We start from the raw sequence: 16220 nt of genomic DNA on the forward strand, positions 1-16220 counted from the left end.
GACGGCCGGTTGTGACGGTGTCGTGCGTCAGGCGCCCGCGAAAGGCGTTTCGGCGTGTCCGCCGGTAGCCCAGTAGCCGCCACGAGAATGGTCATAGATAGCCTCGCTGCCCCGCTGGCTGTCGTCAACGCGGCCTTGGGCATAAACGGTGTGCCCGCCGACCCACGTGCGCACAGGCCAGCCGGTGAGTTCGACCCCGTCCCACGGGCTCCAGCCACTTTTGGTCAGTTGTTCGGCATTGCGTACCGTGCGCTTCTCAGCGAGGTCAACCAGGACCAAGTCCGCGTCGTAGCCAACTTCGATGCGTCCCTTGCCAACCAGATCCCAGGTGCGTGCCGGGGCGTCGCACATCCAGTGAACCACTTGTCGCAGGGTGCAGCGGCCGGCGTGGGCTTCGTTCAGCATCAGGGCGAGCGAGTTTTCCACAGCCGGCAGGCCCGATGGCGATGCGGGGTAGGGCTGCCGCTTTTCTTGCAGCGTGTGGGGGGCGTGATCCGTGGCAATCACTTGCAGGTCGCCCCGCCCCAGGGCCCGCCACAGGGCCGCTCGGTCGGCGGGAGACTTCAACGAGGGATTCATCTGCACGAGCGTTCCCAGCCGGGCGTAGTCCTCGGTGCTGAATAGCAGATGGTGCGGACAGGCCTCGCCCGTGATCAGGCCCCCCCCCGTCGCGATCGCCGCACCGATCAACTCGGTTTCGTCTGCGGTCGAGACATGTAGCACATGAAATCGGTGCCGGTGTCGAGCGGACAGATCAATCGCCCGAGCGGTTGCGATCCTGGCCGCCGCGTGATCGCGGATGCGTGAATGGTCGGCGACATCCGTCCCGCCACCCAGCCGCGCTGCGTTTGCCCGGACGGTCGCTTCGTCTTCACAGTGGGCGGTGATCGGCAAGCTCGTGTGCGCGAAGATCCGCTCGAGTGTGTCCGGGTCATCGACCAGCAGGCTGCCGGTGCTCGATCCGATGAAGATCTTGATGCCGGGCGTGCGGGTCGCGTTCTGCAACTCTTCCAGGTTGTCGAGCGTGGCTCCCATATAAAACCCATAGTTCACGCAGCACTTGCTGGACGCGAGTGCTAGCTTCTCGGCAAGCCTCGCACACGTTGTCGTGGTCGGATTGGTATTGGGCATCTCCAGAAACGTGGTCACGCCACCCCGCGCGCAGGCCCGACTGGCCGAGGCCAGGTCTTCTTTGTGCGTCAGGCCGGGCTCGCGGAAGTGAACCTGATCATCGACCACGCCCGGCAACAAATGCATGCCCGATGCGTCGATGACCTCGTCCGTGGGAAGCGCGGCCGCCGGATCGATATCGGCGATACGCCCCTTCTCGATCACGACGTCGAGCACGCTCTCGCCTGCGGGGAGCACGACCGTGGCGTTGCGAATCAGTGTGCGCATAGCGGACCACATCCAAAAGAAACAGTTGAGCAAACGCCCCAACCCGCGTTGCCCGATGGCCCCACATTCTGTTGCGCCACGTTGCGAGTTGGCAACATGCCGCGCTTCGGCAGCAAAGCCGGGGACACGCGGTTGGCGGTCCTGATTAGGCCGACACGCGTGTGATTCGTGACCTAGGTTTGCACCGGAAGACGGCCTCGGCCGCCTCCCTCACTCCTCCCCCGCGTCATTCCCCTGGCGCAATCCTCCTCTGCTGTCGGCGCTTAGGCGTCGTCCGGCCAAGACGCCTGACTAGTCAGGCGACGGCCGCGACCCGCCGCGTGCTTTCCCGCCATGGCCCCACGCCGTAAGACCGCTGCCTCCGCTCGTCCAGCGCTACGTCAGCGTTCGCTTGAAGCGCTCGAATCACGGGTCGTGATGTCGGCTGACCCGCTCTCCGAGTCCGCCCTCAGCTTGCTGGCCGCGGAAGAAGCCCCGGCACTGGTCCTGCATCAGCACACGCTCAATGAAACGCCGCAAGCCGATTTCTTTCTCGGCGGTGCGAGCGGAGCCTTCTTAGAATCCGAGCCGGCGGTTAACCCGCATGGCGACGCCGACTTTTGGTTCACTGCCGATACGCAGCTTGACACGGACCTTGATCACCGAATTGAGCAAACCCTAGCGGAAGCCAACAACTTAACGGGACAAACACAAGTCGTCAGCAAGTACGGCTTCACGGGTGTCGGCCAAACCGTTGCCGTGATCGATACGGGGATCGCGTACAGCCACTACGCCTTGGGCGGCGGCCTAGGGGCAGGGTACCGGGTCGTCGGCGGCTGGGACTTTACCGAGGGCGATGCCGACTTCTACGACGAGGGTCCCCAGGGAGGCCACGGCACCCACGTTGCGGGCATCGTCGGTGCCGACAATCCGAATGGGGCGCATTCGGGCGTCGCGACCGGAGTCGACCTAGTCGGCCTGCGCGTCTTCGACGACGCCGGCGCGGGCCGCATGAGCTGGGTTGAGAACGCCCTGCGCTGGGTCATCACCAATCGCACCACGTTTACCAACCCGATCACCGCGATCAACCTCTCGCTTGGCGTGGAATGGAACTCGGAGAGCACCCCCACTTGGGCCATGCTGGAAGACGAGTTCGCCACGCTCGAGGCCGCAGGGGTCTTCATCTCCGTCTCGGCCGGCAACAGCTACACGAGCTACAACACTCCCGGTCTGAGCTACCCGGCTTCGAGCGACCACGTTGTTCCGGTCATGTCGACGGACAACAACGGCAACCTGAGCTACTTCAGCCAGCGCTCGCAATCGGCCATCGCGGCTCCGGGACGGACCATCACCAGCACCGTACCCGACTATCTGGGCAACGACGCGGACACGCTCGATGACGATTGGGTGAGCATGTCGGGAACCAGCATGGCCGCTCCCTATGTTGCGGGCGCTAGCGTTCTTGTCCGCGAAGCAATGCAATTTGCGGGTTGGGCCGGAATCGACCAGTGGGACATCTTCAACCACATGATGTCTACGGCGGACACGTTTTACGATTCCGCTTCGCAAGCCAACTACAAGCGGCTCAACCTCGAAGCGGCGATCGATGCGATCATGCCGGCTGACGATTACGGCTCCACCGTTGAGACGGCGTACAGCTTAGGCACGGTCACCGCGAACGGCGCACAAACGCAATCGATTTTGTCCGGGGCCATCACCACCCTCACCGATGCGGACTACTTTACGTTCACGGCCGGATCAACCGGCACCGTGACCTTCACGGCCAGCGGGCTGACACACAATCTGCAAGCCAACTGGACTGGCATCGGTGGAAACGGCTGGACAGAATCGTCGGGCGACGCCTACACCATGGAAGTTTCAGCGGGGCAGACGTACTCGATCGCCATCGCGTCGTCGGGCGGTCTGGGATACTACAGCTTGTCGGTCGCCGCCGAATCGATATCGCCCTATCCCACTTGGGGGGTGCTGGCCTCGCAGCAAACAATTAGCAACGTCGCCGTGGCGGGCGAATCTTGGTATCGCGTGACCGCCGGGCGATCGGGACTGTTTACCGCTGAAGTCTTGCAAGGCGGCGGACAGATCGCGATCTACGATGGACAGCAGTCGCTGATCGCGGAGGTCAGCCAGCCCGGTGGAGCCCAGCGCTACGACGCCCTCGTGACCGCCGGACAAGAATATCACGTCCGCGTTTGGGGCGTGGCGGACCCCACCAGTGTCCGGCTGACCAACGCCCTGACGTTCAACAGCGGCGTCGATATGAGCCTGTTCGGCACCGACGCGAACGACTCGGTCACCTTCACCGCAGGGTCGAGCACGAACACGGTCTCGCTCAACGGTGTTGCTTACACCCTAGCCGGATCCGGCACGACGGTGCGTTTCACTGGCAACGTCAACCAACAAGACGTCGTCACAATCAACGCAGGCTCGGGCAACGAACTGTTCACGCTCGGCAAAGGCTACGCCGTTGCCGAATCGTCTCAAGGCTGGAGCTTCTACGCGATCGGCGTAGCACAAACGACCGCTAACGCGGGCACCGGAAGCGATTACGTCTCGCTCTACGACACAACGGGCAACGACAACCTTGTTGCCTGGACCGATCGTGTGGTCATGTACGGCAACGGCTACGTCAACGAGGCGCGCGGCTTCGACGGTGCTTACAGCTACGCCAACGCCGGTGGAAACGATGTCGCGACATTCTACGACGGAGCGGGCGCTGACTATTTGATCGCCTGGACCGACCGCGTGCTGATGTACGGCACAGGCTATCACAACGAAGCCCGCGGCTTCGAAGCCACATTTACGCATTCGACCGCGGGCGGAGATGACGTCGCCACCCTGTACGACTCGGCTGGCAATGACCAGTACATCGCCTGGAATGACCGCGTGGTCATGTCGGGCAACGGTTACTCGAACGATGTGCGCGGCTTTGGCGCGACCTATGCGAACGCCACCAACGGCGGGAACGACGTCGCCACGCTCTACGACACCAGCGGCAACGACTACGTCGTGGCTTGGAGCAGTCGCGTGGTGATGTACGGCACCGGCTACATGAACGACGCGCGGGGGTTTGACTCCTCGTACTCGCACGCGACTGCGGGCGGCGTTGACGTGATCACCTATTACGACACCGCCGGGAACGACAACTTTACCGCCTGGAGTGGCGGATCCGTCATGTACGGCACGGGCTACACGAACGTCGGCTGGGGCTTCGAGGCAAACTACGCCTCGGCTACAGCGGGCGGGCGTGATATCGCAACAATGTACGACACCCAGGGCAACGACTACTTCGTCGGCTGGAGCGATCGCGTTGTCCTTTACGGCACCGGTTACTTCAACGACGCCCGCGGCTTCGACGAAACCTATACGCACGCCACCGCGGGCGGCACGGACGTCGCCACGCTCTACGACACCGCTGGCAACGACACGCTACACGCCTGGAGCAACCGGGCCGTGCTTTCCGGCACCGGCTACGCCAACGACGTCCGCGGCTTCGACGCAACTTACACTAACGCCACCGCCGGTGGCCTCGACACAGCAACCCTCTACGACAGCACCGGCAACGACACCTATGTGGCGTGGAAAGACCGCGTGGTGTTGTACGGCACCGGCTTCTTCAACGACGCCCGCGGGTTTGACAGCACGGTCACCTACGCAACCTCTGGCGGACTCGACGTCGCGACGCTCTACGACAGCGCTGGCGATGATCAGTACAAAGCGTGGTCGGATCGGGTTGTTATGGAAGGCGGAGGCTACTCGAACCAGGCTCGCGGTTTCGACGCCACCTATGCTCACTCAATCGCCGGCGGGTCTGACGTCGCCACGTTCGAAGACTCCGCCGGTGCCGATACGTTCGTGGCGGGGGCTGATCGGGCAACACTGTATGGACCCGGCTACTACAACGACTCCTACGGATTCGCCAGCACGATCGCCAATGCCACCCGTGGCGGGCAAGATACCGCTACGCTCAACGGCACGAGTGGTAACGATATCTTCCGCGGGTGGTCCAACCGCTCGCAGATGATCGGAACGGGCTACTCGAACGAGGCCCAAGGGTTCAAGAGCGTGATCGCCAACGCCGGGGCCGGAGATGACGAAGCCTACCTGTACGACAGCGTCGGTGCCGACAAGTTCTACGCCTGGAGCGCACGCAGCTTGCTCACTGGCTCGGGCTTCTCGAACGACGCGCGCGGCTTCGACCGCACGGTGGCATCTTCTTCAGCCGGCGGAGCCGACACGGCAACTTTCTACGGTTCAACGTCACCCAATGAATCGCTGATCAATAACGCACCGATCGCCGAAGCAACGGGCGACACCTACTCAGCGCGGGCTGAGGGCTTCGCAGCCATCTACGCTGACCAGCGCCAAGGTGCCTTCGAGCTAATTGGCGGCACCGCCCGCGATAGGGTCTTCGCGGCAATCTGAGTCGAGGTTCGTCCGCCTGCAGGACCGATCCCTCGCACCGGGAGATCGGTTGCGGAATCACCGTGGACGACTACTGCCCAGGAGCGACGAGCTGACCCGCAGGCTCGATCCGTTCTTCGACCCTGTCGTCACCGGCGTCCTCTGCGGGCAACGAAGCAACCAGGGCCGTATTGAGAGTAGTTGCAAAGCCAAGCGAGGCACCGTAGCCGGCTAACGCCACGTAGTAATCGAGCTGTGCCGACACGCGCTCGGCAGCGGCTTCGGCCGCTTGCTGCTCGCGAATGTTCAGATTGAACAGCGTGCTTTGCCCTTCTTCGTACAACACGCGTTCAGCGGAGAGCATCTGCTCGGCGAGCCGTAGCCCTTCGGTCGTTTGCCCGACGCGCTCTCCCGCAGCGATGAGAGCGGCCCGCGAGAACGCCACCTCGGCTCCGATCTTATCGGTCGCAAAGCGCGACTTGGCATTGAGCTGCGCCATCTTGCCGCGGATCTCACGGATCTTGCCGAGCGCTTTGCGTCGCTCGAGCGGCACCGAGAGCGTCACGGTGGCTTCCAGCTCGAACTCGGATTTATCGCGTTTCGAGCTAGTCGGTTCACCAGCGTCTTGGCCGACAAGGATGCCGCCATCGACGTCGGCCCACGTTTCGTTGTTGGCCTGGCTGAGGGCAATGCCCAGCTGTCGGCGGATAACCCTGAGCTCAGCCAATTCGGGTCGACGAGACTGGGCATACGCAATATCCGGCCCGGCGACGCTCTGGTCGAGCTTCTCGATCGCCGGAAAATCGGCGGGTAACGCATCGGCACTTAGCACGATCGGCTGCCCGGCCTGGGTTCGCAAGAACAACGAGAGCTTTGCCGCGGTCTGCTCAACTTTGCGACGAGCATCGATCTGTTTGGCTTGGCGTGAGACGATAATCCGCTGGTTGTCCACCAAGTCGATCCGCGCCTTTTGGCCTTCCTTGACTTCTTTGCTAAGAAAATCGGCTCGATCCAGACCCAGCTGAAGCACCGCATCGGCGACGCGCAGGTTGGCACCCGCGGCGACCCACTCCCAGTAAGCAATCAGCCCCTCACGCACCGAATCGATCAATGCCATGTCGATCTCTGCTTCAACCCGGGTGCGCTCCCATTGCGCCTGCCAGAGTTCTGCACGATTGGCGTCGATCACACGGTCGCGGATCAACGGGGCGAGAAAACCCGCCTTGAACTCGCCACCGCGGTTTGTTTCTCGTTCGAGGTACCAGGGCTCAAAGTCGCCGCGCCCGACACGGTAGCCGGCAAACGTTTGCCCACCCCAATAAGTATCACGCTTGATGCCGACGCTGTGACGGTAGTTCTCATAGAAGTCGAGCGGCTGCGATTGGCTGAAGGCATCCAGCTTGTGGTCAAAAGCGCCCGAGGCCGACAACGCCTGTCCCGAGGCGACCACTCGTCCGGCGATCGCTTGCTGCACCAGCGGAAAGTGATTCCTCACCGAGGTGACGATCAGTTCGGCCGAAGGCGCTGTGGACGTGTTATCGGCTTGCGGAGTCGCGAGGCGCTCGCGAGCTGGCCCGGTCAGCGAGGTCTGCGGAGCCAGCAGCTGAGCATCAGGGGGCGCTGGGATCGAGCTATCAATAGGCGATTCCGCGGTCGCCGTGTCATCAAAGACTACCGGCTCAACCGCGATCGGCTCCGACACGATCTCGCCAACCTGCGCGACGCGCTCTGTAAGCGAGTGCGGTGCTTCGCGCGCCACAAACGGTTGGCTTGTCGATCGGCAGCCGGCTGCCGCAACAATCCCTAGCGCCGCCATCCATGAGATCGCTGCCGTGATTCTCACGCTGGTCCCTGCTTGCCAAATACTGACCCGACAGCCGCGCTCACGGCATGTTCCGCTGGGTCTACTTATCGGGCAGTCTCAGCGCTTTCGTCGCGATCGACACAGGAGGCCAGCAAAGTCACCCCAGTTGTGTCAAACTAGGGGTCCCTGGGGCTCTGTGCGGGTGCCTATCGACAAGCGCTATTGCTTTGCCAACGGCTACACACCAAAGACGGTGTTTACAACAAAAAGAGTTTCACCTGCGCTAGAGCGGGGTGGAGAGGGGCACAGAATTCGGTGTGCGCAGCCAACGGAGCCTGCCTGATTCGGCTTCTTGTTCTAGCTGACCGCCCCGCTTCTAGCTGACCGCACGGTGCCAGGGACCCGTGATCGCAACCGTCAGCCCGGCAACCTGAAGATTGACGAACAGTGTCGAGCCGTCTGGTGAGAAAACCGCGCCGGCGAATTCCGTTTGCTTGTGGTTGTTTGCCAGCGGATAGCACTGCCCTGCGGGGGTGACGCCAACCAGCCGCACCTCGGGTCCGCTCCGGTCTTCGCAGACAATCAGGTCGCCCCAGGGGGCCGCCGTTAGGTTGTCGGCGTTTTCAACGAGGCGTGAATCATTTGGTTCGATGAAGAGCTCAAGCTCTCCCGGCTCACTTTTTTCGTTGGGTTGCCCCTCGAAGCGGCTGGGGCGATAGCTCCACACTTGGCCAAGCCGCGCTGATCCCCCGCTGGTGCAGGCAAAGGCGACGTGCGAGCCACAGTTCCAGATGCCTTCGCCCCTCGCAAAACGCGCTCCGCCGGCAGCGAACGAGCGATATCGTAGGTCATCGTTGGGCGACTCGGGATCTTCCAGATCAAGCCAGCGGACCTGTTGGCGATCCGCCGGAGCGATCCGATCGCTCTCACCCCAGTTGCGAGTGTCTCGGCTGTCTTGGCCGACAATCGCGAGCGCCTGCAACCGTCCCCCGGCAAGAAGCTTCCCCGGGGTATTCGGCAGGAATCGATACAGCGCGCCATCGTCCATGTCCTCGGTGAGATAGACGATGCCTGAACCGGGCAGCACCGCGACGGCTTCGTGCCGGAAACGCCCCATGGCTTTTAAGGGAATCGCTGGAGCGAGTCCCGGTGTTGCCGTGGCCGAGGCCTCGAAGCAGTAGCCGTGATCTTCGCGACAGCGAAACCGCTCACCGCTCTGCTCGCCAGCGCGCTCGATGGTTTCCTCACAAGTGATCCAGCTGCCCCAGGGAGTCGGTCCGCCCGCACAGTTACGGATCGTGCCCGCGATCCGCATAAACTGCCGCACCACTTTCTGCGTGCGGGTGTCGTAGACAAGCGTGCTGACGCCGCCTGAAGCGGGGGCATTCGTCCCCCGATCGTAAATCGATCGCTGATCGACCGAAGCCGCAAGAACGCCGGCCTCGCCAAAGGCACCGAGATCTTCAGCCGAGCACTCGTGATTACGCATCAGCAGCGTGAGCCCGTCGGGACCTGCAAAGCTGGCCATGCCGTCCGGCTTGCCGGGCAGGAAAAGTCCATCCGCCATTCGCTCGCCAGCTCGCGAAATAACACGATACGAAAACCCTGCGGGCAGATCGAGCATGCCCTCGGGATCGGTTACCAACGCCCCATAGCCGATAGCGGACGATGATTGCGAAGCACTCCCGCGGTCTTTTGCCAACAGGTCGGAGGCCGATCGCAACCCGGTCAGCCCTGCGGCAAAGGCCGTGGAAGTACGAAGAAAGGCGCGGCGACTGGCAAACATAACGATGTCTTTCCTGCTGCGAGGGGCGGGGCTTTTGCCAAGCTTACCGCGAAGTTGCCGGGGGCTCTACTTGGCGGGAACTACTTGGCGGGGCCGCCTTCGGCAGACGCTGGCGGGGCGTTCTCTAGCCGCGACTCGAACGCTGCCAGGGTTTCTTTGCTCACGTGGTGCTCGATCCCCTCCGAATCGATCTCGGCCACAGCGCGGGACACCCCCAGTGAGAGTAAAAAACGCAGCACAATGTCGTGACGGTTGCGTGATGCCTGCGCAAGGCGTTCGCCGCTCGCGGTGAGCTCTAAGGGGCCGTAGGGTTCGGTATCAACAAGCCCCTCGCGTTGCAGACGGGCCACCGTTTTATTGACCGTGACGTGGCTCACGCCAAAAAGCCGGGCAAGGTCCGCGTTGCGACAAACCCCCTGGGCAGCGAGCGTCTCGGCAATCGCCTCGACGTAGTCCTCGGCGGTCTCGCTGGCATGGTCGCTGCGGGTGCGGCGGAACGGCTTGGACTGTCGTGAAGTAGGCACGCTCATCGGAGACGGCTGTTGAGGTAGGGGAGGTCAGCGACAGACCGCACAACGCCAAAGCGTGTCGCGCTGCAAAGAGGAACCCTTAGGATCGCCGGCAAAGGATAAAAACGCCAGCCAGATCCGCAAAATCAGCCCGATTCCCTCACGTTGGGGTGGCAAAAATTGATTTTTAGCCTACGCTAAACACCGATACGGGCAGCCGTTGATAAGGAAGCTGCGTCGGCCATTGCGACAATCCCCCGCGATCTACTTAATGTCTCGCCCGCTTAGCCACCTGTACGCGGTTCTCGCCCTGGTGCCATTGTTCGTACTACCCGGCTGCGGAGAGGACGCGAAAACAACCAAGGCGGCCACCGCGAGCGAAGGTTCGAGCCGTCCCCAGCCCCTGCTTGCGATCGCAACAACCGGCATGGTGGCCGATCTGGTGCGTGCTGTGGGAGGCGATCTTGTGATCGTCGAAGCGCTCATGGGAGCGGGGGTCGATCCCCATCTATACAAGCCAACACGCGACGATCTGCAAGCGATCGTTGCCGCCGACATAGTCTTCTACTCGGGGCTGCTGCTCGAAGGCCGCATGACCGACACGCTGGTAAAGGTCTCGCGCAACAAGCCTGTCTACGCCGTTACTGAGCTGATCGACACAGAGTCTCTACTCGAGCCGCCCGATGCCGAAGGGCACGCCGACCCCCACGTGTGGATGGACGTCACGGCTTGGTCGGGCTGCGTTGAGGCGGTTTGTGTTGCGCTATGCGAGAAACTCCCCGCACACAAAACGAGCTTGCGGTCGCGTGCCGAAGCCTACACGCAAGAGCTACTCGAGCTCGATCGGTACGCCCGCGAGGCGCTCGCCACGATCCCCGCCGAACGGCGTCAGCTAGTTACGTCGCACGATGCGTTTCGGTACTTCGGCAGGGCCTACAACTTGCAAGTGCTGGGCGTGCAGGGGCTCTCAACCGAGTCCGAGGCCGGGCTGCAGCGGATCAATGCCCTGGTCGATCGCCTGGTCGAGGCGGGCATCCCCGCCGTCTTTATCGAGAGCAGTGTCTCACCGAAGAATATCCGGGCTCTGATCGACGGAGCCGGCGCGCGGGGTCTGAAGGTGCGGATCGGCGGCGAGCTCTTTTCCGACGCGATGGGTCCTTCCGACACCTATGAAGGAACCTACATCGGCATGATCGACCATAATGTCACCACGGTGACTCGGGCACTGGGTGGCATTGCTCCCCCACTCGGAATGCGTGGACAACTCGCAGAGGGAGAGGTTTCTTGGTAACGAAGCCCGCCGATAAAGACGAAGCGTTGCCGCTCTCGGTGCATGACCTGACCGTGGCGTATCACCGTCGGCCCGTTCTGTGGGACGTTGCGTTCAATGTGCGACCAGGCCGATTGGTTGCGATCATCGGACCGAACGGTGCCGGCAAGAGCACGCTGATCAAAGCAGCGCTCGACCTCACGCCGCGTGCTTCAGGAAGCGTGCAAGTCTTTGGCGGAACCTACCGAGCCAACCGTCATCGAGTCGGCTACGTGCCCCAGCGTGAGAGCGTCGATTGGGATTTTCCGATCAGCGCCATCGAGGTCGTTGCCATGGGACTCTACCGCGAGGTCGGTTGGTTCCGGCGAGTCGGTGCCAAGCACCGCCTCAAGGCGCTTGAAGCGCTCGACCGCGTGGGGATCGCCGACCTTGCCGATCGGCAGATCAGCCAGCTCTCGGGCGGGCAACAGCAGCGGGCATTCCTTGCCAGAGCACTCGTGCAGAACGCCGACCTGTACTTTATGGATGAGCCCTTCGCTGCGGTCGATGCGGCGACCGAATCGGCGATCGTTGATCTGCTGGGCGTGATGAAGCAAGAAGGCAAGACCACGCTGGTCGTCCATCACGATCTTCACACCGTACCCGCTTATTTTGACGACGTGCTGTTGCTCAACATGCGGGTCGTGGCGAGCGGACCGGTCAACGAGGTCTTTACCCAGGACAACCTTCAAAAGACTTATGGCGGGCGGCTCACGCTGCTCGACGAAGCGACCCAGGCCGTGCTGAGGCGGGAGCGGTCGCTATGAGGCGGTTCCGTTGTGTTGCAATGCTCGCCCTAGCACTTGGTGCCGTTAGCGCGTGCGCGAGCACGCAACTCCTTGCGACCACGCTCCTGCCGACCACGCTCCTGCCGACTGGCGACCTGCCCTCGAACCTGCGCGGGGAAGGCCCCGCCGAAACGATTGATTGGCTCCGCGTTCTCACGCTACGCGACTACAACACCCGCATTGTCGTGCTCGGCACCACTTTGCTGGGTTTGGGGGCGGGGGTTGTCGGAAGCTTCACCCTGTTGCGGAAACGGGCGCTGCTAGGCGATGCTCTGAGCCACGCGACCCTGCCCGGCATCGCGCTGGCGTTTCTGATCGCCAACGCACTGGGCAGCGACGGCAAACACCTGCCCGTTCTGCTACTGGGTGCCGCCGTGTCGGGAGTCGTGGGCGTGGGTGCCATTCTCGCCATCCGTCGCTTAACCAAGCTGAAAGAAGATGCGGCGCTGGGCATCGTGCTGAGCGTATTCTTCGGGGCCGGCGTCGCATTGCTGGGCCTGGTTCAGCAAAGCGCTTCAGGAAACGCGGCGGGGCTCGAATCCTTCATCTACGGCAAAACGGCTTCGCTGCTGGCAAGCGACGCGCTGATGATCGGAGTGGCGGCCCTGCTGTGCCTCGCCGTCGCGACGGCACTCTCAAAAGAGCTGCGACTCTTATGCTTCGACGCCACGTACGCAGCCGCCCTCGGATACCCCATCGGCCTGCTCGATGCAACGCTGATGGGCATGGTCGTGATCATCACGATCCTTGGGCTGCAAGCGGTGGGACTGGTGCTAATGATCGCCCTACTGGTGATCCCCGCGGCGGCGGCGCGTTTTTGGACCGAATCCACCAACGGCGTGACGCTGATTGCGGGCGGACTCGGAGCAGCAAGCAGCTTGATGGGCTCGCTCCTCAGCGCTGCGCTGCCCCGGCTTCCTTCGGGGGCGATGATCGTGCTCGTCTCGACAGCTCTGTTCGTCCTGAGCGCTACGGTCGGCACCCGCCGCGGTGTGCTCAGAAGGTGGGGCCGTCGACGCCGTTTCGAGCGCGCGATTCATGTCGAGCACCTGCTACGTGCGGTGTATGAGATCGCCGAGGTTGCCGGCGCGGGTGCCGAGCGGCTGGCGGTGCCGATCGATCGGCTGCTGCGGGTCCGAAGCTGGTCTTCTGAGCGACTACGCGCGACGATTGCTCATGCGCAGCGAGAATCCCTCGTACAGCGGCTCACGCAGGGAGGCGTGCGCCTCACCGAGCGCGGCTCCTTGGAAGCCGAGCGACTCACCCGCCAGCACCGGCTCTGGGAGCTGTACCTCATAACGCATGCTGACATCGCCCCCGCGCGTGTCGATCGACGGGCCGACGCGATCGAGCACGTTCTCGAACCCGAGACCATCGCCCGGCTCGAACGGCTGCTGGAATCACGCACCACCGAAGCTCCCCCCGCGAGCCCCCACGCGCTCGCGACCGGCACGAGCCACGGGAGTAAGACGCCAGGAGCAGCGCCATGATCCTGGGCAATCTCAATCTAAGCTGGGCGATCGATGGCTGGATCATCGCGGTCGGCGTGCTGGCGGCGGTGGCCGCGGCGTTGCTTGGCAACTTCCTCGTGCTGCGACGCATGAGCATGCTGGGCGACGCCATCAGCCATGCGGTGCTGCCAGGCCTTGCCGCCGCGTTCTTGATTACCGGCAGCCGCCACAGCGTGCCGATGTTTGTCGGTGCTGTCATCGTGGGCATCCTCACCGCGCTACTAACGGAATGGATTCATCACTACGGCCAAGTCGACGAGGGAGCGTCGATGGGGGTTGTTTTTACATCGCTCTTCGCCGTGGGACTCGTGCTCATCGTGCGGGCGGTGGATCACGTGGACCTTGATCCAGGTTGTGTCCTGCACGGGGCCATCGAGATGTCACCGCTCGACACCTGGACCATCGCAGGCTTCACTGCTCCCCGCGTGGCAGTGGTTCTTTCGGCCGTGCTACTGACCAACCTGACTTTTGTCATCGTGTTTTTCAAAGAGCTGCGGATCAGTTCATTCGATCCGTCGCTTGCCACAACGGTGGGTGTCAACGCCGTGGCGATGCACTACGCGCTGATGACCCTCGTGGCGGTAACCGCCGTGGCCAGCTTCGAGGCCGTCGGCAATATCCTGGTGGTTGCCATGCTGATCGTGCCGCCCGCTACTGCCTACCTGCTGACCGATCGACTAAGCGTGATGGTCCTGCTATCAGCTGTGATCGCGACGATCTCAGCGGTCGTCGGTCATCTGGGCGCAATCGCCATTCCCGTCTGGCTGGGGTATAGCAGCACTCACACCGCAGGCATGATGGCCGTAGCCTCAGGAGGCTTGCTCGTACTCGCGATTCTTTTCGCACCGCGCCAAGGCGTGATCGCAAAATGGCTCCGTCAGCGCCTGATCGCGATGGAAGTTTTCCAAGAAGACGTGCTCGGCTTGCTGTATCGAGCCGCTGAGCATGACCACACCGCCACACTCTCAACCGACCAATTGATCCAGCGACTGCAAAGCAGTCGCTGGACGGTAGGGATGGCCCTCCGCACGCAACGTCAGCGCGGGCTCATCGAATCGATTAACGAGTGTCATTCCCTCACGGCACACGGTGTCGAGGCGGCGCAGGGCTTGGTGCGGGCGCACCGGCTGTGGGAGCACTACCTGGTGGATCGCGCAGGGATGGATGCTGCTGCGATCCACCTGCAAGCCGAACGGTTCGAGCACGTAACGGACCGAGCGCTGCGCGACCGCCTGGATGAAGAAACCAGTGCCACCGCGCACGACCCTCACGGCAAGGCGATTCCCGACGAGTCAGGCTCTGCCGATTGAGAAACCGATCGACCCTGCACCCGCCCTGCATCGGCCCTGCATCGGCAAAGCACTTAGGAGTCAACTACCGGAAGCCCAAACCAAACGGGGACCCACAGCGGTTGGGCGTATGCGCTGCGAGAAAAAAAGTGCCGAAAGCCCCGCCTACCGCAACGCCTTTGAGCGAGGGCTGGGCAAGAAGCGGTTGATCTCAGACGGCGGTGGTGCTGTCGAGTCGTGCAGCTCGAACCAGGCTTGCTGCTGCGCATCCAGCACCCCGGAACGACCACCTTCGACCATCTCAACGAGCGCCGTGTAAGCCTGAACGCCTAGTCGCTTGGAGTCTTGGCAAACGGAGGTCAGCCGCGGATGAACCATGTTGCGTGTGTCCGAGTCGTCCACCGCCACGATCGATAACTCGCCCGGCACGTCTACGCCGAGCTGCTTCGCCTCGTTGAGCACTCCGACTGCCACCAAGGGGTCGGCGATGAAGAGGGCGGTCGGTCGGTCGCTCCGGCTGAGGATGCGACGGATGAGCGGTGCGCCATCCATGCGGAAGGGCGGCACGCGATGGACAAAGTCTTCGCGGTACAGTCCGGCCTCCTCCATAACACTGCGGAACGCCTCGAAGCGATCCATATGATCTCCGTCGTCAACGTCGCAGCAAGCGAACGCGATCGCTCGATGACCCAACGATACCAGGTGCTCAGTTGCTTCGCGGCTGGCAGCGCGTGAGTCGGCGTAGCAGAAGTGAACCTGGGGATTGTCAAAATGATCGCCCAAGACCACTAGCGGCGGGCCTTCTGAAGCCATCTCGATAATCTTGCTTCGCTCTGCGTACGACGAACGTACGATCGCCCCGCAAACCCCTTTGCGGGCAAAGAACGCTTCCAGCGATTCGCCCGGGTGACGATCCCGGGCCATCTCAATGACCACTAGGTCATAGGCGGTTGAACGCATCGCCGAAACGATGCCGTCGATGCACGCGGAATCGTAAGGCGAAGCAACCGAGAAGTGATCGGTCGCATAGACCAACGCGATGCGTTCAGCCGTGCGTCGGCCCACCGTGGGAACGTACCGACAGGCCTCAGCGGCCTCGAGCACACGGGCGCGCAGGTCGGCATTCACCGAGGCATTGCCGTTCAGCACGCGCGACACCGTCGCGATGGAAACCCCGGCGTTATGAGCAACTTGGCGTATGGAGGGCATAAAGAAACTGTCGTACCAGAGCGGTTGTAACTGTTACCTGCATCCTTGCACACCGTTCCCTCGATGTCAAACCTTCGTGGGTCAATCGAGAAAAAGTCGTTTTCCTCCGCGATCTCCCTACCACACGTCTTCGTTCGCCCCCAAGAACTATTGGAACAGATACGAGAATTTTGCTTGACGGTTCTCCCGCCAATGCCTAATCTGAGATTGTCGTTT

At 62.5% G+C, this 16220-nt stretch carries 10 protein-coding genes; 5 read left to right on the forward strand and 5 right to left on the reverse strand.

The genetic code is table 11. From position 1 onward, the window contains the following. Positions 1 to 27 precede the first annotated feature (27 nt). Positions 28 to 1398: a dihydroorotase gene (locus Pla111_RS15870; RefSeq protein ID WP_146575436.1), complete on the reverse strand. Its 1371-nt coding sequence runs from the start codon at positions 1396 to 1398 to the stop codon at positions 28 to 30. A 333-nt stretch (positions 1399 to 1731) separates the two neighbouring features. On the opposite strand from Pla111_RS15870, the gene Pla111_RS15875 reads away from it, so the two are divergent. Then, positions 1732 to 5820: a S8 family serine peptidase gene (locus Pla111_RS15875; protein WP_146575462.1), complete on the forward strand. Its 4089-nt coding sequence runs from the start codon at positions 1732 to 1734 to the stop codon at positions 5818 to 5820. Between the two features lie 70 nt (positions 5821 to 5890). On the opposite strand, the gene Pla111_RS15880 is transcribed toward Pla111_RS15875, so the two are convergent. From Pla111_RS15880 to mntR, 3 genes are all read right to left on the reverse strand, one after another. Next, positions 5891 to 7642 (reverse strand): TolC family protein, encoded by a 1752-nt coding sequence (locus Pla111_RS15880; protein WP_146575437.1) that lies wholly within the window; start codon positions 7640 to 7642, stop codon positions 5891 to 5893. A gap of 337 nt (positions 7643 to 7979) precedes the next feature. Then, complete coding sequence (locus tag Pla111_RS15885) at positions 7980 to 9389, reverse strand: alkaline phosphatase PhoX (protein WP_146575438.1); 1410 nt, start codon at positions 9387 to 9389, stop codon at positions 7980 to 7982. Between the two features lie 80 nt (positions 9390 to 9469). Next, positions 9470 to 9919, reverse strand: coding sequence for a manganese-binding transcriptional regulator MntR (gene mntR, locus Pla111_RS15890; protein ID WP_146575439.1), 450 nt, complete (start codon positions 9917 to 9919; stop codon positions 9470 to 9472). Positions 9920 to 10169: 250 nt separating this feature from the next. Here mntR and Pla111_RS15895 point away from each other — a divergent pair, with 250 nt between their 5' ends. From Pla111_RS15895 to Pla111_RS15910, 4 genes are read left to right on the forward strand one after another with little or no spacing between them, the layout of a single operon-like run. After that, the gene (locus tag Pla111_RS15895; RefSeq protein WP_146575440.1) at positions 10170 to 11189 is read left to right on the forward strand and encodes a metal ABC transporter solute-binding protein, Zn/Mn family; all 1020 of its coding nucleotides are present in this window, start codon (positions 10170 to 10172) and stop codon (positions 11187 to 11189) included. Further along, the gene (locus Pla111_RS15900; protein ID WP_146575441.1) at positions 11183 to 11974 is read left to right on the forward strand and encodes a metal ABC transporter ATP-binding protein; all 792 of its coding nucleotides are present in this window, start codon (positions 11183 to 11185) and stop codon (positions 11972 to 11974) included. Before Pla111_RS15895 ends, Pla111_RS15900 begins: the two co-directional genes overlap by 7 nt. Positions 11975 to 11994: 20 nt before the next feature. After that, positions 11995 to 13485 carry a metal ABC transporter permease gene (locus Pla111_RS15905; protein ID WP_146575442.1) on the forward strand — a complete coding sequence of 497 codons (1491 nt, stop codon included), beginning with the start codon at positions 11995 to 11997 and terminating at the stop codon, positions 13483 to 13485. Continuing rightward, the gene (locus Pla111_RS15910; RefSeq protein ID WP_146575443.1) at positions 13482 to 14816 is read left to right on the forward strand and encodes a metal ABC transporter permease; all 1335 of its coding nucleotides are present in this window, start codon (positions 13482 to 13484) and stop codon (positions 14814 to 14816) included. The genes Pla111_RS15905 and Pla111_RS15910 overlap by 4 nt, the downstream gene beginning before the upstream one ends. Positions 14817 to 14960: 144 nt before the next feature. Here the strand turns inward: Pla111_RS15910 and Pla111_RS15915 are convergent, their stop codons facing one another. Beyond that, a complete protein-coding gene (locus Pla111_RS15915) occupies positions 14961 to 16004 on the reverse strand; it encodes a LacI family DNA-binding transcriptional regulator (protein ID WP_146575444.1) in 1044 nt (347 codons plus the stop codon). Positions 16005 to 16220 lie beyond the last annotated feature (216 nt).

The organism is Botrimarina hoheduenensis, assembly GCF_007859815.1.
In the GTDB taxonomy this organism is placed as follows: domain Bacteria; phylum Planctomycetota; class Planctomycetia; order Pirellulales; family Lacipirellulaceae; genus Botrimarina; species Botrimarina hoheduenensis.

What these genes read in the sequence shown, in the direction of transcription:
- Pla111_RS15870 (WP_146575436.1), bottom strand. Translation starts at nt 1,398, where the DNA reads ATGCGCACACTGATTCGCAACGCCACGGTCGTGCTCCCCGCAGGCGAG.
- Pla111_RS15875 (WP_146575462.1), top strand. Translation starts at nt 1,732, where the DNA reads ATGGCCCCACGCCGTAAGACCGCTGCCTCCGCTCGTCCAGCGCTACGT.
- Pla111_RS15885 (WP_146575438.1), bottom strand. Translation starts at nt 9,389, where the DNA reads ATGTTTGCCAGTCGCCGCGCCTTTCTTCGTACTTCCACGGCCTTTGCC.
- mntR (WP_146575439.1), bottom strand. Translation starts at nt 9,919, where the DNA reads ATGAGCGTGCCTACTTCACGACAGTCCAAGCCGTTCCGCCGCACCCGC.
- Pla111_RS15895 (WP_146575440.1), top strand. Translation starts at nt 10,170, where the DNA reads ATGTCTCGCCCGCTTAGCCACCTGTACGCGGTTCTCGCCCTGGTGCCA.
- Pla111_RS15905 (WP_146575442.1), top strand. Translation starts at nt 11,995, where the DNA reads ATGCTCGCCCTAGCACTTGGTGCCGTTAGCGCGTGCGCGAGCACGCAA.
- Pla111_RS15910 (WP_146575443.1), top strand. Translation starts at nt 13,482, where the DNA reads ATGATCCTGGGCAATCTCAATCTAAGCTGGGCGATCGATGGCTGGATC.
- Pla111_RS15915 (WP_146575444.1), bottom strand. Translation starts at nt 16,004, where the DNA reads ATGCCCTCCATACGCCAAGTTGCTCATAACGCCGGGGTTTCCATCGCG.